The organism is Clostridium transplantifaecale, from assembly GCF_900626075.1.
GTDB classification, from domain to species: domain Bacteria; phylum Bacillota; class Clostridia; order Lachnospirales; family Lachnospiraceae; genus Otoolea; species Otoolea transplantifaecalis.
On the sequence record NZ_UYZY01000007.1, the window covers coordinates 219639 to 241155 of the forward strand.

The following is a 21517-nucleotide window of genomic DNA, read 5'->3' on the forward strand; positions in this document are numbered from 1 at the left end:
TCATAACGCATCAGCGGTATAACCATTGTCTTTCGCGTTGTTACCTGTTCCGGATCATCTCCCTGAGCTGGCGGAGAAGTTCCACATCGGAAGGAGTCAGCTTCAGGTTGGACTCCAGATTTCTTCCGTCCGTTGTTTTAACCGAAAGTTCTATAATATTACCCTCCGCCAGGCCGCTGTTGTAAACGGCATTTAAAAACTGCGGAAATTTTGGGTGATTTTTCACAAATGTATCGCAGGAATTTTTGATCTGTAAAAGTTCCATTGGGTTCATGGCATATGCCTCCTGTCTAAAATATTAATCGGTAGCCGAAGCATCGGCCGGTTGAATAATAACGGCGGTTCCGGCGCTGGTTTCTATTATAAAGGGGAGGAGAGCTTCTGTCAAATTTGCGGATTGCAAAGAATGTGACAAAATCACAGAAAAAACATATAGATATGGTTATAATAGTATCATAAGAAAGATGTATTTAAAATCAACGTGAAAGGCGGAGTATCGATATGGATAAAAACGGAAAGAGAAGAACTCTCATCATAGGCGGGGTAGCGGGAGGCGCCACAGCAGCGGCCAGGCTCAGGAGAAGAGACAACGACAGGGAAATTATCGTATTTGAGCGCGGTGATTATATTTCCTATGCAAACTGTGGACTGCCATATTACATCGGCGGGGTGATTCAGGACAGGAATGCACTGCTCTTAATGAATCCCGGGACCATGAAGGCCCGTTTTGACATCGATGTACGGACCGGTAACGAAGTAACAGCCATTCACAGGGAAGACAAGACAATCTCGGTGCTTGAAAAGAAAACAGGAAAAATATATGAAGAGCCTTACGATGATCTGGTGATTGCAACGGGCTCCTCTCCGGTGGTTCCTCCGATTCCGGGCATAGACGGGGAGGGAATCTATACGCTTTGGACCGTGCCGGATACAGACCGGATTAAAAAAATGATAGAGGAAAAGAAACCGGCCACGGCAGCCGTGATAGGAGGAGGCTTTATCGGCCTTGAGATGGCTGAGAACCTTCATGAGGCCGGAATCGGCGTGAGTGTGATCGAGATGCAGAACCAGGTAATGGCGCCTTTAGATTATGAGCTTGCGCAGCTGCTCCATGAAAACATGACGGCGAATGGCGTAAACCTGGTTCTGGGCGACGGGGTGTCCTCTTTTAATGCATTAGAAGGAGGAAGCACTCTGATTACGCTGAGCAGCGGGAAAACAGTCAGGGCCGATATGGTGCTGCTCTCAATTGGGGTGAAACCGAACAGCGGACTCGCGGGAGAAGCAGGACTTAAGCTGAATTCTCGGGGCGGTATTGTGACGGATTCCTTTATGAAGACATCCGATGAAAACATATATGCGGTGGGTGATGCGGTCGAGGTGGAGAATTTTGTCCTGGAAACGCCTGCGATGATACCGCTTGCAGGCCCAGCTAACCGGCAGGCCAGAATCTGTGCCGACAATCTGGCCGGAGACAAAAAAGAGTACCATGGAACAATGGGAACCTCGGTTGCCAAGGTCTTTGATTATTCGGCAGCCGTTACAGGAGTCAATGAGAAGACGCTCCGGGCCATGGGGAAAGAGAAGAATAAAGATTATTTTTCCATCCTCATCAGCCAGAGATCTCATGCGGGATATTACCCCGGCTCCACGGTTCTTCATCTTAAAATGCTGTTTGACCGTGACGGCCATCTGTTCGGCGCCCAGGCTGTGGGGCCGGAAGGGGCGGATAAGAGGATTGACGTGATTGCGTCGGTTATGCGCAGCCATGGTACGATATACGATTTAGAGGAACTGGAGTTAGCGTATGCCCCGCCTTTCTCATCGGCAAAGGATCCGGTCAATATGCTGGGATTTGTAGCGGAGAATGTGCTGGACGGTCTGGTGGCATTTATCAGCTGCGCAGGACTGGATGAAATGGCGGCGGATGCAGAAGCGGCAAAGGATATGACAATCCTGGATGTGAGGGAGGACGGAGAATTTGCCGAATATCACATTCCTGGTTCCGTGCATATTCCGCTTGGCAAGCTGAGGGAGCGTCTTGGCGAGATTGATAAGGATAAGCTGACGGCCGTTATCTGTGCGGCTGGGATTAGAGCCTACAACGGGGCACGCATCCTGATGCAGAATGGCTTTTCACGGGTCCAGGTTATGGAGGGAGGAATTAATTTCTATAAAACGCAGCATTACAGGGATTTTGCGGATGAGAGCAGTGGAAATATCCCTTCCGAAATTCCGGTTTGCCCGCTGGATCAGGGGAAATAGGGAGAATAGTATAAAAATCAGAAGCAACATATGGCAGAATTTACCGGTATATCTTCCAGTTTTATTGTGATATTATAGTTTTGTAACAGAAATGTAATAATTTTGAAACAAATAGGAGGATTTACCATGATGAAATTACGTTTACTTTCCGCAGCAGCCCTGACCGTATTTATGGTTGCAGCAGCACCGGCAATGACATCCCAGGCGGCAATGTTCACAACCTGCGTTCCGGGTAACAGCTCCGGTTCTATATTTAATTCAGTAATGCTTTCAGGAAACTTCGGCCAGAGAGGCAGTCAGGGATTCTGCGGCGATTTCAGCTGCGGCGATTGTCTGACAGGAGGAAACTGCCAGAATGGTACGGATTGTCTGAGCGGCGGTAACTGCCAGACCGGAAACTGTCAGACCGGCGGTAACTGCCAGGGCGGCAATACAGGCGCCGGATGGCAGAACGGAATCCAGACACTTCCGTCCTTCGGTGGAAGACCGGCAGCGTCCATGCAGAATTCCTGCAGATAAATGAATAAGTAAATCACTAATGGGAGGACTGTTTTACGTCCTCCCGTTTTGCATATTCACTGAGAAAACGGCAGAAGTCTTCAAGCACCTTCTCATTTTCTTCAGTGGAGCGCCGGGTCAGGATAATATCGCGTTTGCAGACGGGATGTTCAATTGGAATCAGGGCGACCTTTGGCGTTGATAAAAGCCCCCAGGAGTATTCAGGCCAGAAGCCGATGCCAAGGCCGGCCGCAATCAGGTTGCGCACGGATTCGGGATTGTCACTTTCACAGATGATATGCGGCGTAAATCCGGATTCCAGACAGAAACGGTCACAGATACGCCGCATCGGCCGGTTATTTGACAGGCTGATAAAACCTTCCTCCTGCAATTCCTCAAGGCGGACGGAAGAACGTCCGGCTACAGGGGATGAGGAGGGGACAGCCATAAAAAATGCCTCCTTTAAAATAATGCTTCCGTTTTCCTTTAGTTCTTCCCCGGGAAAAGCAGTGGAGATGCATAAATCTTCATTTTCCACGTCGGGGTTCTGCCAGAGCCGGAAATTCACCTCGGGATGAAGCTGCTTATATTCTATAATACAGTCGGTGACCAGTCTTGATGCGGCCAGCAGATTCAGGTGTATCGTGTGCACCGATTGGCTGGCTCTTTCCTGCAGGGCGGCCGGCAGTTCATCTAAGGAAGCCAGGATGGGAATTAACTGCTTTTCCAGAAAACGGCCGGTGTCGTTGAGGCGGATATTTCTTTTTTCGCGGTCGAAGAGTGTGACACCCAGTTCGTTTTCAAGACGTTTAATGGACTGGGAGAGGGCGGGCTGGGCAATTTGAAGCGCCTCGGCCGCTTTTGTCATATGCTGGTATTTTGCCGCTACAAGGAAGTAGCGGAGCTGTAATAGTTCCATAACAGGTCCTTTCTTTTGTTCTGTATGTCCGGAAATGCGGCCTCCTGAAACGTGACAGGATATAATTATACTATAATGTAACGATTCAGTACCTTCATAGTTACCGCTTCGCGATGCACAGAAACAGCAGAAAACGCTGTTTCGCGCTGGCTAAACTCGGGGTTTTCATGCAAAAATGCATGAAAACACCTCGCGGAATACTACCTTCTGAACAGTTACATTATAATTCCTACACGTCAAAAACACAACAAAATAAGAGAAAATCATAACATGAAAGTTATGAAAAGATAAAAAATAAGTATTAGATATCGTTAAAAAAATAACGTATAATAGGGGTATAAAGAACGGGGGATACCCAATCAGGAGGAACGGATATGACGAACAGGACAGTATGTATCGAGAGAGAATATGGAAGCAACGGGAAAAAAATTGCGGAGTGGCTCTCCAAAAGCACGGGAATTCACTGCTATGGCAAGAGCGAACTGTTAGAGGCCGCTGAGAAGTACGGACTGGTTCAGGAGAATGGGGAAGACGCAGAGGAGAACGAATATAAGACCTACTGTGAAACCATTAAATTCCTGGCGGACAAGGGTTCCTGCATTTTCGTAGGCACGTGCGCTTCCGCAGTTCTCCAGGGAAGACCGAGGAATTTCAACGTATTTATCAAAGCCGACATGGAAAGCAAGATTTTCTGGGCCATGGAGAGTGAAAAAGTGGAGCGCGATAAGGCGGAGGAAATCATCGCCCAGATGGACAATAAGCGCAAAGAGACGAGAAAGCACTTCGCGGTAACCGCAGACGGAAAACCGGTGGAATATGATTTGGTAGTCACAAGCTCCAAATTCGGTATTGAGGGAACGGCAGAAATCATTAAGAACTGCCTGTCCAGAATTTAATAGACAAAGTAACGATAACATTGAGACAGTCACGTAAAACAAAGAGAATTGATAGTGAAATAAATATCATAAATCATATTTTGTGAAATATGGATTTGTGACAAATAAAAAATAAACCGTATCAGAGTTAGCCTGGAAACTGCTGCTGTACGGTTTATTTTTATTTTTTTTAAAGAGTGTCCGGCTTGAATTTTTTAAAGAGGGGGCCTTCATCACCGTAACCATCCCGGATAAAACCGCTCTTTTGCAGCACCCTCTGGGATGCTTTGTTATCCGGTTCGGTCTGGGCGGTGACGCATTCGACGCCTTCCTGCCCGAATGCCCAATTGGATAAGCCTTTTACGGCCTCTGTTGCATAGCCGTTCCTCCTGAACTCCTCACCGATCCCATAACCCAGCTCCACGGCGCCTTCCGCATCAGGAGCGCCTTTAAATCCGATTTCACCGACCTGCGTCCCGCCGGACAGCGTGATTCTCCAGTTGGAGCCCCATTCCTCCCGTCCGGGCAGGCTTTGCATGGTTTCGATCATTTCATGGTAGGCCTGTTTCATTCCGCTGTCTTTTTCGCTGTGATATAAAGCGTTCATTTCTTCGATATTCTGTGGCTCGATGCAAAGGCGTTCTGTTTTAACCAAAATATTCATCATAGTTATTTAATTTCCTTTTATTTTCCTGTGCTGCGTTTTTTCACCGCATATGATTCGGGCGGTGGGGTCTTTTTTTACCCGGTTATCTTCAGTCTAATATCTGCCGGTGAAAATGTCAAATCATTCAGGGAATACTTTGATTATGCCTTTGATTATCAAGGCCTTTTCCTGAGGCTTTCCTTATTTGACAGACATCTCCATCTATAATACAATAAAAAAGGTGCGGCCGCCGCCCCGCATCACGGGAACCGGAAGAATTCATAAGGAGACAATAATGAACTATCAAGATATTAATTCAAAAACCATTGACCAATGGGTGAAGGATGGCTGGGTATGGGGAATTCCCATATCACATGAAGAATATGAGCGCGCTCTCTGCGGCGACTGGAAGGTCGTACTGACGCCGAATAAAGCAGTACCGGCAGAATGGTTCGGCGATCTGCGCGGAAAGAAAGTGCTGGGACTTGCAAGCGGCGGGGGACAGCAGATGCCGCTCTTTACGGCAGCAGGTGCGCAGTGTACTGTGCTTGACTACTCAGAGAAACAACTGGCTCAGGAAAAAATGGTAGCGGAGCGGGAGGGCTACGACATCACAATTATCCGGGCGGATATGACGAAACCGCTTCCATTTGAAGATGAGAGCTTTGATCTGATTTTCCATCCTGTTTCCAATTGCTATGTGGAAGAAGTAAAACCGATTTTCAGGGAGTGCTACCGCGTCCTGAAGGACGGAGGAATCCTGCTTGCGGGGCTTGACAACGGCATAAACTATATTTTTGACGATGACGAGAAAGAGCTTTTGAATTCCCTGCCCTTTAATCCGCTGAAAAATGAGGAGCATATGAAGCAGCTTCAGGCAGACAACAGCGGAGTACAGTTTTCCCATACAATGGATGAGCAGCTTGGAGGACAGCTTGAGTCGGGATTCATCCTGACTCATATAATGGAAGATATCAATGACGAAGGAAATTTAAAAGAGCACAACATTCCCTGCTTCGTTGCGACACGCGCAGTGAAAAGAAAGGATCTGCAGCCGTGTAAACTTATTTAACGGGATATGAGCGCCAATTGCGGAAACGGCCCTGCGGCCGGATACATAAACATTTAAAGAAGAGATGTAAATTGTCGCGTCAGACTTAAAAAGAGGGGCCGGAAGTGAAATTCTTCCTGTCCCTCTTTCTTAATCAATATTCAATTTCCAATTATTTGCCGTCTGCGATGATGATCTCCTGTGCATACGGCAATGTCTGGATCCAATCACAGAAGGTGTGCCACTCGGTCAGCTTATGATCTTTTCTCGCGTAGTAGATATTGATCAGAGTCTCATAGTTAAAGGAGCATGTCCGAAGCTGGTTGTAGCTGGTAGGAAGGAGCTGGATCATATCATACCAGTCGTCTTTGCTCTTCGTCTCCAGATATCTGAGGCGGATTTCCTCCATCTTATCTACAACGCCCTGCATAAATTCTTTTGTTGCAGGTGTCATGTGATCGCAGCTGAAATCGTCTAACGTGAACGGCTTGCTTGCAATCTTATGCATTGTACTGCAGGAATTGGCAACGGTTGCAATTTTATATGTATCATATTCTTTCCACCAGTAGAGCGGAGCTGTAATGTCAACAGATACGAGGATCTGACGGACATACTTGCGGTGATCGCTTCCGGCCATGCGCAGCTTCTTCGCCAGATTCAAATCATTCGGACCGAGGATATAGTTGCCCTTCTCATCATAAGAGCTGTCCGTGCGGTTCCAGCTGTTAAGGGGATTTCTTGCGCCGCGGAGAGCATTCTCCATATTCATTACGCTGGTTCTTTCTAATATAATCATGGTGATTCCTTTCATCGATTCCCTGTTTTCGTGGTACTAAAATTATTATACCAGAAGAAGATAAAAAATCAATTGTAAGATTGGAGGAGAAATGAGAACGCCGCCGGGACGGTCGGGGGGCGGGATGGTGAGAGGGAGGGGATGAGTCTTCAGTCCCGGATTTTAGGTTGTCGCAGGTGGGGAATCCGGGAGAAAAAATTCCTGCGGGGACCCGCTCCCGCTTGTGGAATGCGCAGCGGGTGCTAGATTCGTGTAAAACCTCATCAAGCACCGGCGGATTCCAATGTCCCCTCCGGAAAGTTTTCTCCCTACTTCCCCACGGGCAGGTTATGGGCCGGGACTGAAGACGCGAAGGGTTTCGCCATCCCGATCCCTGGCCTGTGGCCGCTGAATTGTTCTTATTCCTTCAAAGGGGGGAGGGATTGTCGCTGCCACTACATTTCCTCGAATTCCGGGAGAATGCCTTTTGCATGGTATTCAATTGATGGATCAGAGCTTTAGCTCCTGACCTATCTTTGAATAACCATTGAATTTTTTGATTCATCATTAAATTTCGTTTTGGATTTTTCTCTGATTCCAACCCGAAATACCTTCTTAAGGTAAAAGATTCACGACTACATAGTGGACGCAACAATACCTCCCCCGCACTTGACGAAAGAGACAATCAGCCCCTGAAGCCGGCGGACGGGGCAACACACTTCGCTGAGTCTTCAGTCCCGTCGACAACCTGCCCGGGGGAAGGAAGGAGAAAACTTTCCGAAGGGGACATTGGAGCCCGCCGGTGCTTGGACGGCGTTCTTTGACGTCTTAGCATCCGCTGTGCGCTCCACAAGCGGGAGCGGGTCCCCGTAGGAATTTTTTCTCCTGGATTCCCCCCTAACTACACCCTACAAACCGGGACTGAAGACTCACCAATCCATCCCACTCCCCCGTCCGCCATCTTTCAGAGGCGTCCTCGCATCTCAACTAATCAGAGTAGAGCTTGTATTTACGGTAAAAATATAGTAGAATACGTAACAGTCCGGCTACAGGCAAAAATTGGGGAGTATATTCCCAAAAACCTGGAATCCTGGTGAATGAGAGTTTGAAATAAGGAGAATAACATGAGAGTAATAGATGTATCCGGAGTTGGAGCGGCGGCCGTTTTCCTGATAAAGGGAAAATCGAATATCCTGTTTGAGGCGGGAATGGCCTATGCGGCTGATTTGATGGTCGAGAAAATCAGGCGTGAGCTGGATGGGGGGAAGGTGGACGCGGTTCTTTTGTCCCACTCCCATTATGACCATGTGGCAGGTCTTCCGGCTGTGCGGAAAGCCTGGCCGGAGGTGAAGGTGTATGCCTCGGAGCGGGCGAAGGAGATTCTTACGAAGCCGTCGGCGCTTTCGACAATCCGGAACTTAAGCAGGATTGCGGCCGGTGCGGCCGGCATGAGCTGGGCTCAGGACTACCGGGATGAGGATTTAAGGGTCGACGTGGTGCTCAATGACGGGGAAACGGTCCAGCTTGGGGATCACAAGGTATTTGCGTTTGAAACATTGGGACATACAAAATGTTCTCTTTCTTATATTGTGGACAATGAATTGATGCTGTGCAGCGAATCGGTCGGCGTGCTCGGGCCGTCCGGCGGTTATATGCCCGCATTTCTGGTGGATTATAAGGGAGCCAGGGAGTCCATTATCAAGTCCAGGAATTATCATGTGAAAGACATTATCTTAAATCATTATGGATTTGTAAACGAAGAAGATAAACCGCGCATCTGGGATATTATGATGGAAAAACTGGAGAGCAGTAAGAACAGGATGGTCCGGATTATGAAAGAATGCGCTTCGGACGAGGAGGCCCTCAAAATGATGGAGAGCGTCTTCCATGAGAAGGTTGATAAGAAAGAGCAGCCGGATGAGGCGTTCGATATCAATGCGCTGAGCATGATGAAAACGCTGCGGCGTCAGTTTCCGGAAGAATTTGAGGAGCAACACTGTATTTAATAGAAGAAACACGTAGACAGGGAATATCGGAAAGGCAGGTGCGGTATGCAGTTAATAGCGGCGGTAGACAAAAACTGGGCCATCGGGCAGAAGGGACAGATGCTGGTTACGATACCGGCGGATCAGAAGCTGTTCCGTCAGGAGACAATGGGAAAGATTATTGTAATGGGAAGAAAAACCTTCCTCACGCTTCCGGGGGAACGCCCGTTAGACGGAAGAATCAACCTGATTCTGACGACGGACAGGAGCTTTCAGATGAAGGGAGCCGATGTCTGCTACAGTATGGATGAGGCGATGGAAAAACTTGAATGGTATAAAAAAGAACGCGGATTCACGGATCAGGATATTTATATTATCGGAGGACAGAGCATCTATGAGCAATTTCTGCCATACTGCGATACGGCCCACATCACATACATCGACTATGCATATCAGGCCGATACCTATCTTGTGAATCTGGAAAAAGAGGGATGGGTTGTGACCGAGGAAAGTGACGAACAGACCTACTTTGATCTCTGTTATGAGTTCAGAAAATACAGAAGGCCATAGGGGAGAATATCTGTACAATTCTAAACCGCTTTTCTGATTACAACAGTATTTTTAAAGGGGAAGACATGTTTTTGCTTGTCTTTATAGAGGTGAAGTGGTAAAATGTAGGCAATCTTTTGCATATTTATGTCATTTTCTGCAGAACTGACCCCAAAACAGCAGAGTTTTACAGGTAATGTTCCAGCAGTATACAGCAGTTTATTTATAAAGTATGCAAAAGCCGAAATACATCGAATAGAACAGAGGAAACAGGAGGAAAAGCATGTACCAGATATTAAAAGCGGAAAAGCTGGCTGATAAAATTTATCTGATGGTCGTGGAAGCCCCCAGGATTGCACGTTCCTGCGAACCGGGTGAGTTTGTGATTGTCAAGATAGATGAAGAAGGGGAGAGGGTTCCTCTGACCATTTGCGATTATGACCGGGAGAAGGGAACCGTAACAATTGTCTTCCAGACGGTCGGCGCATCCACACAGAGGATGAGTGATTTGAAGGCCGGGGATGCCTTCCGCGATTTTGTCGGCCCCCTTGGAAACCCATCCGAGTTTGTAAAAGAAGACCCGGAGACACTGAAAAAGAAGAAAATCCTTTTTGTGGCCGGAGGAGTCGGCGCCGCCCCTGTGTATCCGCAGGTGAAGTGGATGAAGGAGCACGGCATTGACGTGGACGTCATCGTAGGCTCCAAGACAAAGGACCTCCTGATCCTGACGGAAGAGATGGAAAAACAGGCGGGCAGCCTTTACATAACAACCGATGACGGCAGCTTCGGCCATAAGGGAATGGTGACGGAGGTCATCACGGACCTGGTGGAGAGCCAGGGGAAGAAATACGACACCTGTGTGGCGATCGGCCCGATGATTATGATGAAATTCGTCTGTCTGCTGACAAAGAAGCTGGCAATTCCAACGGTGGTCAGCTTAAACCCGATCATGGTGGACGGGACCGGGATGTGTGGGGCCTGCCGCGTGACAGTGGGAGACAAGGTGAAATTCGCCTGCGTGGACGGCCCGGAATTCGACGGCCATCTGGTAAATTTTGACGAAGCCATGAAACGCCAGCAGCTGTACCGCACCCAGGAGGGCCGGGCCATGCTCAGGATTCAGGAGGGGGATACCCACCACGGCGGATGCGGACATTGCGGAGGTGAAGAATAGATGGAAACGAAGAGAGACATGATGGTAAAGGTCCCGGTAAGGGAACAGGATCCAAAGGTGCGCGCCGCTAACTTTGAGGAGGTGTGCCTGGGTTATAATAAAGAGGAGGCCATGGCGGAGGCGGAGCGCTGCTTAAACTGCAAAAATGCAAAGTGCATCGCTGGCTGCCCGGTGTCCATCGACATCCCGGCGTTTATCCAGGAAGTGAAGAACGGGGAGATCGAGGGAGCGGCCCGTGTGATTGCCAGGGCGTCTGCCCTCCCGGCCGTCTGCGGCCGCGTCTGCCCGCAGGAGACCCAGTGTGAGGGGCTCTGCATCAGGGGAATCAAAGGGGAGCCGGTCTCCATCGGCAAACTGGAGCGGTTTGTGGCGGACTGGTCGAGGGAACACGGCTTTGTGCCGGAGGCCCCGGAGAAGACGAACGGGAAGAAGGTGGCCGTGATCGGCTCCGGCCCCTGCGGCCTGACCTGCGCCGGAGACCTGGCAAAGCTGGGATATGAAGTGACTATTTTCGAGGCCCTCCATGAGGCGGGCGGCGTGCTCACTTACGGAATCCCGGAGTTCCGTCTGCCGAAGGCGGATGTGGTCCAGCCGGAGATTGACAACGTAAAGAAGCTGGGCGTCAGGATCGAGACAAACGTGGTGATCGGGAAGTCGGTTACCATCGATGAACTGATGGAAGAGGAAGGGTTCAAAGCCGTATTTATCGGTTCGGGGGCGGGCCTCCCGAAATTCATGGGGATCCCGGGGGAGAATGCCAACGGGGTGTTCTCGGCTAATGAGTACCTGACCAGGAGCAACCTGATGAAGGCGTTCCGAGACGATTATGACACCCCGCTGATGATTGGGAAAAACGTGGTGGTAGTCGGCGGCGGGAACGTGGCTATGGACGCGGCCAGGACGGCGCTTCGCCTTGGGGCCGAGGTACATATCGTATACAGGAGAAGTGAGAAGGAGCTGCCGGCCAGGGCAGAGGAAGTCCACCATGCAAAGGAGGAGGGGATTAAGTTCGACCTCCTGACCAACCCGGTGGAGATCCTGACGGATGATAACGGCTGGGTGAGCGGCATCATCTGCCGGAGGATGGAGCTTGGCGAGCCGGATGAATCGGGAAGGAGAAGGCCGGTTGAGCAGGCGGGATCGGATTTCAGGATCGACGCCGACACAGTGATCATGGCGCTTGGGACGTCCCCGAACCCGCTGATCTCCGCCACGACGGAGGGCCTGTCCGTAAACCGCTGGAAATGCATTATCGCCGATGAGAAGGATGGAAAGACGACGAAAGAGGGCGTCTATGCGGGCGGAGATGCCGTGACCGGTGCGGCGACCGTCATCCTTGCCATGGAGGCGGGACGTGCCGGGGCGCGCGGGATTGACGAGTACCTTTCAGGTAAATAATGATGCGGTTTGCGAAAGCTTTAGCACAACAGCTTTAGCAGCCGGCATTTGTATGAAGTGCAGCCCTGGCCGGAGCTTATTTGTGATGGCCGGGGCTGTTTTGTGATGGTGGAAATAATCGTAACAGTTCATGCTGTCTGAACTGTTACAAATAATCAATTTAGAGGGAAAAAAGATGAATAAAAAGGTAGATTTACTCCATGAGCCGATTCTGCCGGCGCTGACGCGGCTGGCAGTGCCGATTATGGCCACGTCGCTGGTCCAGATGGCTTATAACCTGACGGATATGGCATGGATTGGCAGACTGGGAGCCGGCGCAGTGACGGCCGTAGGAACCGCCGGAATGTACAGCTGGCTTTCACAGGGGATTGTGGATCTGGCTAAAATTGGCGGCCAGGTTAAGGTGGCCCATGCGCTGGGCGCCGGTAATGACAAGGAAGCGGCACAGTATGCAAAAGGCGCCATCCAGATGGGGCTTTTATTCGCCGTGATCTTTGGAATGATATCTCTGTTTGGGGCAAAACATCTGATTGGGTTCTTCGGGCTTAAAGATCCGGCAATCATAGCAAATTCGGAGAATTACCTTCGGATTGTCTGCGGCCTGATTATTTTTCCCTATATCAACTCGGTGCTGACCGGTATCCTGACGGCCACCGGTGACAGCAAAACACCGTTTAAGGCTAATGTCATCGGTCTGGCGGCCAATATGGTCCTCGACCCTGTCCTGATCTTTGGGATCGGTCCGTTTCCGGTTCTCGGAGTGGTCGGAGCCGCCATTGCGACGGTGACGGCGCAGATCACGGTTTCTGTCATTTTTATCCTGGCGGTCAGCCGGGATACGGCGCTTTTCAAACAGTTCAGGCTGTTTTCCAGGACTCCAATCCGGTACATAAAAGAGATTGTGACTATTGGATTCCCGGCATCGATACAGAACCTGATCTATGCGGGAATATCGATGATTTTGACGAGGCTGGTGACAAGCTGGGGAGATACGGCGGTGGCGATCCAGAGAGTAGGCGGACAGGTGGAATCCGTCTCCTGGATGGTGGGGGAAGGTTTTGCAGCCGCCGTCAACTCATTTACCGGGCAGAACTTCGGCGCGGGAATGTTTGACCGCGTTAAGAAAGGTTTCTCGGCAGCGGTAAAAATGATGGGGGTATGGGGACTGATGACAACCGCACTGCTGATTTTCATGGCGAGGCCGATTTTTGGAATATTCATCCATGAACCGGAAGTGCTTCAGGCCGGAGTGGAATATCTTCAAATTCTCGGACTTTCCCAGTTCTTTATGCTGATAGAGGTAACGTCGGTCGGCGCCTTTGCCGGCCTTGGAAAGACTTCCATCCCGTCTGTGTTAAGCATTACCCTGACCTCGGCCAGAATCCCGCTGGCGATGCTGTTTTCCGCCATGGGACTTGGCTTAAACGGCATCTGGTGGGCGCTCACCGTATCCAGCGTGGCAAAGGGAATCATTTTCTACATTGCTTATAAAATAACATTGAAAAAAATGGAAAAAAGGATGGGAATTCCATTACAAAAAACGACGTAAAACTTCAAAAAACGGCTGGTGTTTTTGTGAAAAGTTTTCTCGAAAAAACTATAGACGAATTAAAAGATACGTGAGATAATAGGAACAAGTATGATGTGATAAAATTAACAAAGTACTAACACATTCATTTTGAAAGGAGTCTTAAAATGATTTATTCACACGAAGTTGAAAGTATGTGTCCAGTAGCGCAGGGCGTTAATCACGGCTGTGCTCCGATTCCGGAAGAAGCAAAATGGGTAAAATCCAGAGAGGTGAAAGATATCTCCGGTTTAACTCACGGCGTGGGCTGGTGTGCTCCCCAGCAGGGCGCCTGTAAGCTGACTCTGAATGTAAAAGAGGGAATCATTCAGGAAGCTTTAGTAGAGACAATCGGATGCTCAGGTATGACACACTCCGCAGCCATGGCAGCAGAAATTCTCCCGGGAAGAACCGTTCTGGAGGCGCTGAACACCGACCTTGTCTGTGATGCAATTAATACGGCAATGAGAGAGCTTTTTCTTCAGATCGCATACGGAAGAACACAGAGTGCATTCTCAGAGGATGGTCTTCCAATCGGTGCAGGTCTTGAGGATCTGGGCAAGGGACTTCGTTCTCAGGTTGGTACAATGTATGGAACATTAAAGAAAGGTCCGCGTTACCTGGAGATGGCGGAAGGCTATGTAACAGGAATCGCTCTTGATGACGAGAATCAGATCATCGGTTACCAGTTCGTAAACTTTGGCAAGATGACGGATTTCATTAAGAAGGGCGACGATCCGGCTACTGCATATGAGAAATCCAAAGGCCAGTACGGCCGTGTGGACGACGCTGTGAAGATTATCGATCCGAGACAGGAATAATCGGTTATCATTACGGAGCAGTAAAGGTATTACATAGACAAAGACTTAATAGCAGGTAAAATATTAAGGAGGATCATAGAGTTATGGCATTATTTGAATCATATGAGAGACGAATTGACAAAATCAATTCCGTATTAAACAGCTATGGCATCGCTTCCATTGAAGAGGCCGAGAAAATCACGAAAGATGCTGGACTGAACGTATATGACCAGGTGAAGAAAATTCAGCCTATCTGCTTTGAGAACGCAGGCTGGGCTTACACAGTAGGCGCTGCTATTGCCATCAAAAAAGGATGCAGAAGAGCGGCAGACGCAGCGGCGGCAATCGGTGAGGGACTTCAGTCCTTCTGTATCCCGGGCTCCGTTGCCGACCAGCGTAAAGTTGGTTTAGGCCACGGCAACCTTGGCAAGATGCTTCTGGAAGAAGAGACCGACTGTTTCTGTTTCCTAGCAGGCCATGAGTCCTTTGCAGCCGCAGAGGGCGCTATCGGTATTGCCGAGAAGGCCAACAAAGTACGTCAGAAACCGCTCCGTGTCATCTTAAACGGACTTGGCAAAGACGCAGCCCAGATCATTTCCCGTATCAACGGCTTTACTTATGTTGAGACGGAGATGGACTACTATACGGGCGAAGTGAAAGAGCTGTGGAGAAAATCCTACTCCGAAGGCTTGAGAGCGAAAGTTAACTGTTACGGCGCAAATGACGTAACAGAAGGCGTTGCCATCATGTGGAAAGAGGGCGTAGACGTTTCCATCACCGGAAACTCCACCAACCCGACAAGATTCCAGCATCCGGTGGCAGGTACTTACAAGAAAGAATGTATTGAAAAAGGTAAAAAATACTTTTCCGTTGCATCCGGCGGCGGTACAGGCCGTACCCTTCATCCGGACAACATGGCGGCAGGTCCTGCTTCCTACGGTATGACGGATACACTGGGCCGTATGCACTCCGACGCTCAGTTCGCAGGTTCCTCCTCCGTTCCGGCTCACGTTGAGATGATGGGTCTGATCGGCGCAGGCAATAACCCGATGGTCGGAATGACGGTAGCCGTTGCAGTCAGTGTGCAGGAAGCTTCTGAGGCTGGAAAGTTCTAAGGGAATGAAACGGTAGAAGAAAGCAGTTGCGCCCATTAAGTGCAAAGTAACAAATATTTATTTGGTCTTCTGATAATATTCAGAAAGGAACAGATGGAGTTTAACTGGATCGAATCAGACTAAAATCTGAATATCCTTAAAGTTAAGAAAAAGCCTATGATATATGTGGAATCATAATTCATAGGCTTTTTCTTATTCCGGTGCTTATTTTAAATTCCCGTCGCCGCCCATCAGTTCCGTCATTTCCTCAATCCTCTCAAGGGGAAACGGTGGAAGAGCGGCCGGTTTCATTGCAATAGACATCAGTTTCATAGGATTGTCGTCGGCCGCTATGCGGTTCGATGAAAGCTGCCCGCATCTGCGGCAGCGGTGAATAATGGCCCATTCGCCATTTTTCCGCACCCAGACTGCTATCGGATCCATAATGCCTCCGCAGTCTGATTCGCGGTCGCCTGGTTCGAGGTCCACGTGAAGACTGCACAGGCAGTTAGGGCAGTGGTTGCGGTGATCGCTCCCTGCGCCTGCTGCCATGACGGGTCTGTCACAGACCTTGCAGGTAAAGCTGTCGTTACAGGCGTGGGATTTGTAATATCCTTTTTCATATTGTTTTCGTTTATTTTCTCTGTTCATAAGATTATATCCTCCAAAAAGCGGTTATCAGATTCCTTTTTGGGAGGCCTGTCGGAACTTGTTTTCATGCAAACCTCCCGGTCAGCGCACAATACTCCGGCTGCTATATTTTTTCATAAAAATTCTCCTGTTTTCTTTTATTTAATCACAACTTTTGTTGGATGTTTACGGTTCTTCGGCAGCATATTTTCCGGTAAAACAATCAATATGTGCCAGAAAAAGATTATTTATCTTCTTTTTTTCTTCTTTGTCCGGCGCTGCGTCCGAAAGACTTAAAAGCAGATAGAACGGGGCAAAGAATTCAACGGCCATTTGCCGGGGACTTCCGCTGCGCAGGGTTCCCTGTTCCATCATTTCATGAAACAAAGCCTCCACAAAGGAAACCGGTCCTCCGGTTAAAACCTTTTGATATAATTTCGTCATTTCAGGGTTCCTGTACTGTTCCAGAGTCAGCATTTTTCGGAAATTGCAGGCGGTTTCATCTTCCGTCCAGTAATAAAACTGAGATACCATGTATGCTTTCACACTTTCCACGGAAGCACTCTGAAAAACCGGAACCTCATTAACCTTTTGTTCCGGCATGCCGGCCTCTTTGGAACGCTCGATATCCAACCGGCATAAGCGCTCAAAAATACTGTCGAAAATGGCGCGCTTATTCTTGTAGTGCTTATACAATGCGCCTTTTGTCATACCCAGTTCCCCTGCAATTTTACTGACGGAAACCGCCTCATACCCGTCTTGTGCAAACAGACGGAGAGATGTCATCAGAATATTTTCCTTTGTGTCGGTCATACCCAATGCCTCCCTTGATGTGAACGATCGTTTACTGCTTATGATTGTATTATAGTGAACGTTCGTTTACTTGTCAATGGCTTTCTAAATTAAGTTGCGGAAGAAGAGAAGACGAAAACCACGAAAGAGCATGCTTGACAAAACGGATGCAATATGTAACAATAGTTACATAACGTATGTGTCATAACGAAATTTTTAAAGAAAGGTGTACCCATATGCCGCCTACAGCGAAAATAACAAAAGAAATGATATTAAATACGGTTTTAGACATAACAAGAGAAACCGGATTTGAAACTGTCAATGCGAGAAGTATTGCAGGAAAACTGAAATGTTCTACACGCCCTATTTTTACGTGTTATGAGAATATGGAGGAGCTGAAACAGGAATTCCTCGACTATGCGTATGAATTTTACAGTCGGTATGTCATTCATTACAGTAATTCCGCGGGTGTCAGTCCTATTTTAGTTCTGCCCCTTTCTTATATTGAATTTGCACGGGAGGAGACGCATTTATTCAAGCTCCTTTTTATAAATGATATGGATTTAAAAATGGAGAAGGCGAAGGATTTCTATAACGAGGCGGATAATGAAAAGAGGGCGGCGGTTTTTTCAGAACAGATTGGGATAGAGTTGGAGCGCGGAAAGGTAATTTTCCTGGATTTGTTTCTCTATACCCATGGCATAGCGGTTTTAACAGCGACGAAAAAAATGTCGTTGGATCGAAACAGCGCCGAAAAAATGTTGGTAAATGTATTGTCAGCTGTTATCAGGCAGGAAAAGCCGGATTGGAATATCATATGAGAACGAATCAATATGTAATTGACTTTTACAATCACTACGACGAGGACAGGCGGCTTAAGTTAAAGCATGGGACCGTCGAATTTCTTACAACAATGCGCTATATAGAGAAATACTTAAAACCGGGTGACCGCGTCCTTGAAGTCGGTGCGGGTACCGGCCGGTATTCCCATGCGCTGGCACGGCGGGGATATGATGTCGACGCAGTGGAGCTGGTTGAACATAATATAGAGGTTTTCCGCCAAAATACCATGCCGGATGAAAACATATCGGTAAGCCAGGGGAATGCCCTGGATTTATCTGCTTTCCCGGATAATAGATATGACATTACACTGTTATTAGGTCCTCTGTATCACCTCTACAAAAGAGAAGATAAACTGCAGGCGCTTCGCGAGGCAGTCCGGGTCACAAAGCAGGGAGGCATTATATTTGCCGCCTATGTGATATCCGACGGCTGTCTCCTTGATGAAGGATTCAACCGGGGTAATATCAGCGTTGCCGATTATATCAGCCGGGGATTGCTGGATTCCCGGACATTTGCCGCAAAGTCGGAACCCAGGGATTTGTTTGAACTTGTCCGCAGGGAAGAGATCGATGATTTGATGGCTGAATTGCCGGTGACAAGGCTTCATTACGTTGCGGCCGACGGCTGCGCCTTATTGATGCGGGAAGCGGTGGATGCGATGGATAACGAAACATTCCGGTTATATTTGAATTATCATTTTGCCACCTGCGAACGCGAAGATATGGTGGGTATTACGAGCCATGCGGTCGACGTGTTACGCAAATAGGCATGTTTATGACGAGGTATTTCGTCGGAAAAAGCTCCGGGGAGATTTGACTTCCGGGAGCTTTTTGAATGCATTTGACAGAAACGGTGTGACAGGAGGGAAAATCCGTGGCGGTTTTCCGACCTGATTATTTTTCGGTACCAGGGGCCGATAAAATCCTCTTATCGAGTTTCGACCTGAAATACCACCCTGTAAATATCATCAGGAGCCCTGTGACAGTAACGACGGTTCTTCCCAGACCATTGGCAGACGACAGGGCGGACAGAAGCAGACCGGTTCCGCCGCCGCTTAAAAAATCACTTATTCTTTTTTCCTTCAACATCTGGGCTTCCCTGTTTAAAACGGAGATGACATTGTTGTCGGCATGCTCCCGGAACGATTCACTGCTGATCCGTTCCCCGCTTATAAATTCATTTACGCCGATGTCCAGTTCCGTGCACAATGACTGAATTGTCGATAAGTCAGGCATATAATTGCCTGTTTCCCACCGGGAAACGGTCTTATTGGTAACGCCGAGTTTTTCTGCGAGTTCTGCCTGAGTCATTCCTTTTTCCCTGCGGACCTCCGATATAAAATTTCCGATTTTCTTCTGGTTCATTCAAATCACCACCCTGTTTTTAATAAGAGAATACCATAGAAACGCTGTTTTGTATTCCCCATGAAAAGCGAATGGATATAAAAGGCGCTGTATTGTTACCGTTTACGCGGTATTTGGTAAACTAGCAGAGCACGTTGATGCACCAGATGACAAAGGGCTGATAAAATACGTCGATCAGGAATGCTCCGACAACAGGCGCCGGAATATAGAATTTCTCCAGAAAATATACCCTCCCTTTAATCCAGTAACCAATCAGCAGCAAGATAGCGCCCAGCGTCATGGTGCCAATACTGTCAAATGACAATGTAAAAACAGAATCCACAATTTGTGCCCCCATATGTTTCCTCCTTTATTTCTGCCGTGCCTGGCATATTCCCGGACTTCCGGGATAATTATATGGATCTTATTAGGCTGCGGAGGAAACTAGCGGAAATAATCCGTGAATATGGTCTGTTTTTAACTGCCGGTGCGGGAGATGAAGTTATCCATTTTCAGAGGGAATTTTAGCCTTTTTGTCCTTTTGGTATTAACCTTGACATGACGTTGTCATGGTTAGTACAATATAATAAACTTGTGGGAGCAGAAACCGGTAAGTGGGAATGACTTGTGAAAACAAGGGAATTGGGTGAGGCGGAAAGCGTCAGGAACCGATGGGCTGCAAAGGCAGATAAACTGCCGGGAACTACAGGAGCCTGGAACTATAGGAGCCGGAAACTACAGGAGCCGGAAACTGAATAAGAGAGAAACTGTATAAGACAGAAACTGCGGGAGGTGTAAGATTGCAGGAGAGAAGACTGTTTCAAATACTGTATTACCTGCTGGAGCGGGGACATGCCACGGCGCCCGAATTAGCGGAGAAATTTGAAGTGTCCGTCCGTACAATCTATCGGGATATTGATGTTCTCAGCGGCGTGGGCATCCCCGTCTACGTGACGGCCGGAAGAAGCGGAGGCATACGGTTTCTGGACGGTTATGTACTTGATAAATCCCTCTTTTCAGACAGTGAGAAGCAGGCGATTTTATCCGGCCTGCAAAGTCTTTCTGCGGTACAAAACCCGGAGGAAGACGCGATCCTCCGGAAACTGGGCGCGGTCTTCCAAACCACGCTCACCGACTGGATCAGCGTTGATTTTTCCCGCTGGGGCAGCGCAGCGGAAAAAGAGGACAGGCTGTATCGTGAGATAAAGCAGGCGATATTTGAAAGCCGCCAAATTATTTTTGACTATTATAGTTCGAACGGGGAACATACCAGGCGGGATGTACATCCCGGTAAACTGGTTTACAGAGACAGGGCATGGTATCTGTACGGTTTCTGTCTTTCGCGGAACGATTACAGACTGTTCCGCCTTACCCGGATAAAAAATCTGTCCCTGACAGAGCAGCATTTTACACGCAGTATGGAAAAAGGCAGAATGGTCTTTCCTAAAGTGCAGGATATGGGGGAGCCTGTCGAGCTGGAATTGGAATGTTCCCTGGAAACAGGATATAAGTTATTCGATCTATTAGAAGACAGTGCCATAAGAAAAAAGGATGACAGCTATCTGGTAAAGCTTACGCTCCCGGAAAATGAATGGCTTTATGACTTCCTTCTGTCTTTTGGCAGCAGAGTCACGGTGCTCCGTCCGGAGTCCGTGCGCCGCAGGCTGACAGAGCGGTGTGAAGCCGCGCTGAATCACCACAAAGGAGTGAAACAATGAATATTAAAAAAGAGCTGGAAAAAACAGCCGGGATAACGGATGGCCTATATCTCAATGACATCGAGATTGATCCGTCGGCGGTGAAAGCGATGATGATCAACGAGGTGGTCCCGGCGGATCCGCTTCAGGATTTTTACGGACCGGCGGACGCAGACTACATGAAAACCACAATTCCTCTTTTTCGGGATGCGGGGGCGGCTGTAACGTCCATTCAGGACATATTGCAGAAGGGAATTTATATTACGAATGCGGTTAAAACTCCAAAGTCGGAGTACGCCGTAGAGAAAAGCAGCATTGAAAAAAGCCTGCCTTGTCTGGAAAAGGAGATTGCCCTGTTTCCCAACCTCATGGTCATCATGCTGATGGGGGATGTGGCGAAGAAAGCTTTTAATGCGATTACAAAAAAAGCAGCAAAGAAGAACGCAGTTCCGGCTGTTTCCACGTACAAGTTAAGAAATACCGAGCTCTATTACGGTAATATCAGGATATTGCCGTCTTACATCATGACAGGAGGCAATATCCTGATTGAAAAGTCAAAAGCGCAGATGGCTGCCGAGGACATAGCGACTATGTTAAAGATTATCTCATAGTCTGT

The 21517-nt window shown here is 48.4% G+C and carries 23 protein-coding genes; 15 read left to right on the forward strand and 8 right to left on the reverse strand.

Going from position 1 to position 21517, the window contains the following annotated elements; genetic code table 11:
• Nucleotides 1-40 precede the first annotated feature (40 nt).
• A complete protein-coding gene (locus tag EJL91_RS22135) occupies nt 41-274 on the reverse strand; it encodes a hypothetical protein (RefSeq protein WP_125144129.1) in 234 nt (77 codons plus the stop codon).
• Between the two features lie 227 nt (nt 275-501).
• On the opposite strand from EJL91_RS22135, the gene EJL91_RS22140 reads away from it, so the two are divergent.
• Both EJL91_RS22140 and EJL91_RS22145 read left to right on the forward strand, forming a co-directional pair.
• The gene (locus EJL91_RS22140) at nt 502-2265 is read left to right on the forward strand and encodes an FAD-dependent oxidoreductase (protein ID WP_125144130.1); all 1764 of its coding nucleotides are present in this window, start codon (nt 502-504) and stop codon (nt 2263-2265) included.
• Between the two features lie 126 nt (nt 2266-2391).
• A complete protein-coding gene (locus EJL91_RS22145; RefSeq protein WP_125144131.1) occupies nt 2392-2784 on the forward strand; it encodes a hypothetical protein in 393 nt (130 codons plus the stop codon).
• A 16-nt stretch (nt 2785-2800) separates the two neighbouring features.
• On the opposite strand, the gene EJL91_RS22150 is transcribed toward EJL91_RS22145, so the two are convergent.
• On the reverse strand, nt 2801-3682 hold the full coding sequence (locus tag EJL91_RS22150; RefSeq protein WP_125144132.1) for a LysR family transcriptional regulator: 882 nt from the start codon (nt 3680-3682) through the stop codon (nt 2801-2803).
• 374 nt (nt 3683-4056) lie between these two features.
• On the opposite strand from EJL91_RS22150, the gene EJL91_RS22155 reads away from it, so the two are divergent.
• On the forward strand, nt 4057-4578 hold the full coding sequence (locus EJL91_RS22155) for a cytidylate kinase-like family protein (protein WP_125144133.1): 522 nt from the start codon (nt 4057-4059) through the stop codon (nt 4576-4578).
• Nucleotides 4579-4747: 169 nt separating this feature from the next.
• Here EJL91_RS22155 and EJL91_RS22160 read toward each other — a convergent pair whose 3' ends face one another.
• Entirely contained in the window at nt 4748-5224 is a 477-nt protein-coding gene (locus EJL91_RS22160) for a GNAT family N-acetyltransferase (RefSeq protein ID WP_125144134.1), read from the reverse strand.
• A gap of 274 nt (nt 5225-5498) precedes the next feature.
• On the opposite strand from EJL91_RS22160, the gene EJL91_RS22165 reads away from it, so the two are divergent.
• Complete coding sequence (locus EJL91_RS22165) at nt 5499-6275, forward strand: class I SAM-dependent methyltransferase (RefSeq protein WP_125144135.1); 777 nt, start codon at nt 5499-5501, stop codon at nt 6273-6275.
• 151 nt (nt 6276-6426) lie between these two features.
• On the opposite strand, the gene EJL91_RS22170 is transcribed toward EJL91_RS22165, so the two are convergent.
• Nucleotides 6427-7050, reverse strand: coding sequence for a hypothetical protein (locus EJL91_RS22170; RefSeq protein ID WP_164516921.1), 624 nt, complete (start codon nt 7048-7050; stop codon nt 6427-6429).
• Nucleotides 7051-8153: 1103 nt separating this feature from the next.
• Between EJL91_RS22170 and EJL91_RS22175 the strand changes: the two genes are divergently transcribed.
• The 7 genes from EJL91_RS22175 to EJL91_RS22205 all read left to right on the forward strand — a co-directional run bounded on the left by EJL91_RS22175 (nt 8154) and on the right by EJL91_RS22205 (nt 15617).
• A complete protein-coding gene (locus tag EJL91_RS22175) occupies nt 8154-9035 on the forward strand; it encodes an MBL fold metallo-hydrolase (protein WP_125144137.1) in 882 nt (293 codons plus the stop codon).
• A gap of 45 nt (nt 9036-9080) precedes the next feature.
• On the forward strand, nt 9081-9584 hold the full coding sequence (locus tag EJL91_RS22180) for a dihydrofolate reductase (protein ID WP_125144138.1): 504 nt from the start codon (nt 9081-9083) through the stop codon (nt 9582-9584).
• Between the two features lie 262 nt (nt 9585-9846).
• Nucleotides 9847-10737: a sulfide/dihydroorotate dehydrogenase-like FAD/NAD-binding protein gene (locus EJL91_RS22185; protein WP_125144139.1), complete on the forward strand. Its 891-nt coding sequence runs from the start codon at nt 9847-9849 to the stop codon at nt 10735-10737.
• Nucleotides 10738-12135 carry an NADPH-dependent glutamate synthase gene (gene gltA, locus EJL91_RS22190; protein WP_125144140.1) on the forward strand — a complete coding sequence of 466 codons (1398 nt, stop codon included), beginning with the start codon at nt 10738-10740 and terminating at the stop codon, nt 12133-12135. It begins immediately after the preceding gene.
• 175 nt (nt 12136-12310) lie between these two features.
• Nucleotides 12311-13684, forward strand: a complete 1374-nt coding sequence (locus EJL91_RS22195; RefSeq protein WP_125144141.1) for an MATE family efflux transporter — start codon at nt 12311-12313, stop codon at nt 13682-13684.
• A 146-nt stretch (nt 13685-13830) separates the two neighbouring features.
• Entirely contained in the window at nt 13831-14523 is a 693-nt protein-coding gene (locus tag EJL91_RS22200; protein ID WP_125144142.1) for an iron-sulfur cluster assembly scaffold protein, read from the forward strand.
• Between the two features lie 83 nt (nt 14524-14606).
• Nucleotides 14607-15617 (forward strand): GGGtGRT protein, encoded by a 1011-nt coding sequence (locus EJL91_RS22205; RefSeq protein ID WP_125144143.1) that lies wholly within the window; start codon nt 14607-14609, stop codon nt 15615-15617.
• A 204-nt stretch (nt 15618-15821) separates the two neighbouring features.
• On the opposite strand, the gene EJL91_RS22210 is transcribed toward EJL91_RS22205, so the two are convergent.
• Nucleotides 15822-16247, reverse strand: a complete 426-nt coding sequence (locus EJL91_RS22210; protein WP_125144144.1) for an RNHCP domain-containing protein — start codon at nt 16245-16247, stop codon at nt 15822-15824.
• 165 nt (nt 16248-16412) lie between these two features.
• On the reverse strand, nt 16413-17039 hold the full coding sequence (locus EJL91_RS22215; protein WP_125144145.1) for a TetR/AcrR family transcriptional regulator: 627 nt from the start codon (nt 17037-17039) through the stop codon (nt 16413-16415).
• Nucleotides 17040-17254: 215 nt separating this feature from the next.
• On the opposite strand from EJL91_RS22215, the gene EJL91_RS22220 reads away from it, so the two are divergent.
• Both EJL91_RS22220 and EJL91_RS22225 read left to right on the forward strand, forming a co-directional pair.
• Nucleotides 17255-17839, forward strand: a complete 585-nt coding sequence (locus EJL91_RS22220) for a TetR/AcrR family transcriptional regulator (protein ID WP_125144146.1) — start codon at nt 17255-17257, stop codon at nt 17837-17839.
• Nucleotides 17836-18627 (forward strand): class I SAM-dependent methyltransferase, encoded by a 792-nt coding sequence (locus EJL91_RS22225; protein ID WP_125144147.1) that lies wholly within the window; start codon nt 17836-17838, stop codon nt 18625-18627. The genes EJL91_RS22220 and EJL91_RS22225 overlap by 4 nt, the downstream gene beginning before the upstream one ends.
• 127 nt (nt 18628-18754) lie before the next feature.
• Here the strand turns inward: EJL91_RS22225 and EJL91_RS22230 are convergent, their stop codons facing one another.
• Both EJL91_RS22230 and EJL91_RS22235 read right to left on the reverse strand, forming a co-directional pair.
• Nucleotides 18755-19225 carry a helix-turn-helix transcriptional regulator gene (locus EJL91_RS22230; protein ID WP_125144148.1) on the reverse strand — a complete coding sequence of 157 codons (471 nt, stop codon included), beginning with the start codon at nt 19223-19225 and terminating at the stop codon, nt 18755-18757.
• A 121-nt stretch (nt 19226-19346) separates the two neighbouring features.
• On the reverse strand, nt 19347-19562 hold the full coding sequence (locus EJL91_RS22235; RefSeq protein WP_125144149.1) for a sodium/glutamate symporter: 216 nt from the start codon (nt 19560-19562) through the stop codon (nt 19347-19349).
• Nucleotides 19563-20004: 442 nt separating this feature from the next.
• Here EJL91_RS22235 and EJL91_RS22240 point away from each other — a divergent pair, with 442 nt between their 5' ends.
• Nucleotides 20005-20922 (forward strand): helix-turn-helix transcriptional regulator, encoded by a 918-nt coding sequence (locus tag EJL91_RS22240; RefSeq protein WP_125144150.1) that lies wholly within the window; start codon nt 20005-20007, stop codon nt 20920-20922.
• Nucleotides 20919-21512: a uracil-DNA glycosylase family protein gene (locus EJL91_RS22245; RefSeq protein WP_125144151.1), complete on the forward strand. Its 594-nt coding sequence runs from the start codon at nt 20919-20921 to the stop codon at nt 21510-21512. Before EJL91_RS22240 ends, EJL91_RS22245 begins: the two co-directional genes overlap by 4 nt.
• Nucleotides 21513-21517 lie beyond the last annotated feature (5 nt).

What these genes read in the sequence shown, in the direction of transcription:
- EJL91_RS22135 (WP_125144129.1), bottom strand. Translation starts at nt 274, where the DNA reads ATGAACCCAATGGAACTTTTACAGATCAAAAATTCCTGCGATACATTT.
- EJL91_RS22140 (WP_125144130.1), top strand. Translation starts at nt 502, where the DNA reads ATGGATAAAAACGGAAAGAGAAGAACTCTCATCATAGGCGGGGTAGCG.
- EJL91_RS22145 (WP_125144131.1), top strand. Translation starts at nt 2,392, where the DNA reads ATGATGAAATTACGTTTACTTTCCGCAGCAGCCCTGACCGTATTTATG.
- EJL91_RS22150 (WP_125144132.1), bottom strand. Translation starts at nt 3,682, where the DNA reads ATGGAACTATTACAGCTCCGCTACTTCCTTGTAGCGGCAAAATACCAG.
- EJL91_RS22155 (WP_125144133.1), top strand. Translation starts at nt 4,057, where the DNA reads ATGACGAACAGGACAGTATGTATCGAGAGAGAATATGGAAGCAACGGG.
- EJL91_RS22160 (WP_125144134.1), bottom strand. Translation starts at nt 5,224, where the DNA reads ATGATGAATATTTTGGTTAAAACAGAACGCCTTTGCATCGAGCCACAG.
- EJL91_RS22165 (WP_125144135.1), top strand. Translation starts at nt 5,499, where the DNA reads ATGAACTATCAAGATATTAATTCAAAAACCATTGACCAATGGGTGAAG.
- EJL91_RS22170 (WP_164516921.1), bottom strand. Translation starts at nt 7,050, where the DNA reads ATGATTATATTAGAAAGAACCAGCGTAATGAATATGGAGAATGCTCTC.
- EJL91_RS22175 (WP_125144137.1), top strand. Translation starts at nt 8,154, where the DNA reads ATGAGAGTAATAGATGTATCCGGAGTTGGAGCGGCGGCCGTTTTCCTG.
- EJL91_RS22180 (WP_125144138.1), top strand. Translation starts at nt 9,081, where the DNA reads ATGCAGTTAATAGCGGCGGTAGACAAAAACTGGGCCATCGGGCAGAAG.
- EJL91_RS22185 (WP_125144139.1), top strand. Translation starts at nt 9,847, where the DNA reads ATGTACCAGATATTAAAAGCGGAAAAGCTGGCTGATAAAATTTATCTG.
- gltA (WP_125144140.1), top strand. Translation starts at nt 10,738, where the DNA reads ATGGAAACGAAGAGAGACATGATGGTAAAGGTCCCGGTAAGGGAACAG.
- EJL91_RS22195 (WP_125144141.1), top strand. Translation starts at nt 12,311, where the DNA reads ATGAATAAAAAGGTAGATTTACTCCATGAGCCGATTCTGCCGGCGCTG.
- EJL91_RS22200 (WP_125144142.1), top strand. Translation starts at nt 13,831, where the DNA reads ATGATTTATTCACACGAAGTTGAAAGTATGTGTCCAGTAGCGCAGGGC.
- EJL91_RS22205 (WP_125144143.1), top strand. Translation starts at nt 14,607, where the DNA reads ATGGCATTATTTGAATCATATGAGAGACGAATTGACAAAATCAATTCC.
- EJL91_RS22210 (WP_125144144.1), bottom strand. Translation starts at nt 16,247, where the DNA reads ATGAACAGAGAAAATAAACGAAAACAATATGAAAAAGGATATTACAAA.
- EJL91_RS22215 (WP_125144145.1), bottom strand. Translation starts at nt 17,039, where the DNA reads ATGACCGACACAAAGGAAAATATTCTGATGACATCTCTCCGTCTGTTT.
- EJL91_RS22220 (WP_125144146.1), top strand. Translation starts at nt 17,255, where the DNA reads ATGCCGCCTACAGCGAAAATAACAAAAGAAATGATATTAAATACGGTT.
- EJL91_RS22225 (WP_125144147.1), top strand. Translation starts at nt 17,836, where the DNA reads ATGAGAACGAATCAATATGTAATTGACTTTTACAATCACTACGACGAG.
- EJL91_RS22230 (WP_125144148.1), bottom strand. Translation starts at nt 19,225, where the DNA reads ATGAACCAGAAGAAAATCGGAAATTTTATATCGGAGGTCCGCAGGGAA.
- EJL91_RS22235 (WP_125144149.1), bottom strand. Translation starts at nt 19,562, where the DNA reads ATGGGGGCACAAATTGTGGATTCTGTTTTTACATTGTCATTTGACAGT.
- EJL91_RS22245 (WP_125144151.1), top strand. Translation starts at nt 20,919, where the DNA reads ATGAATATTAAAAAAGAGCTGGAAAAAACAGCCGGGATAACGGATGGC.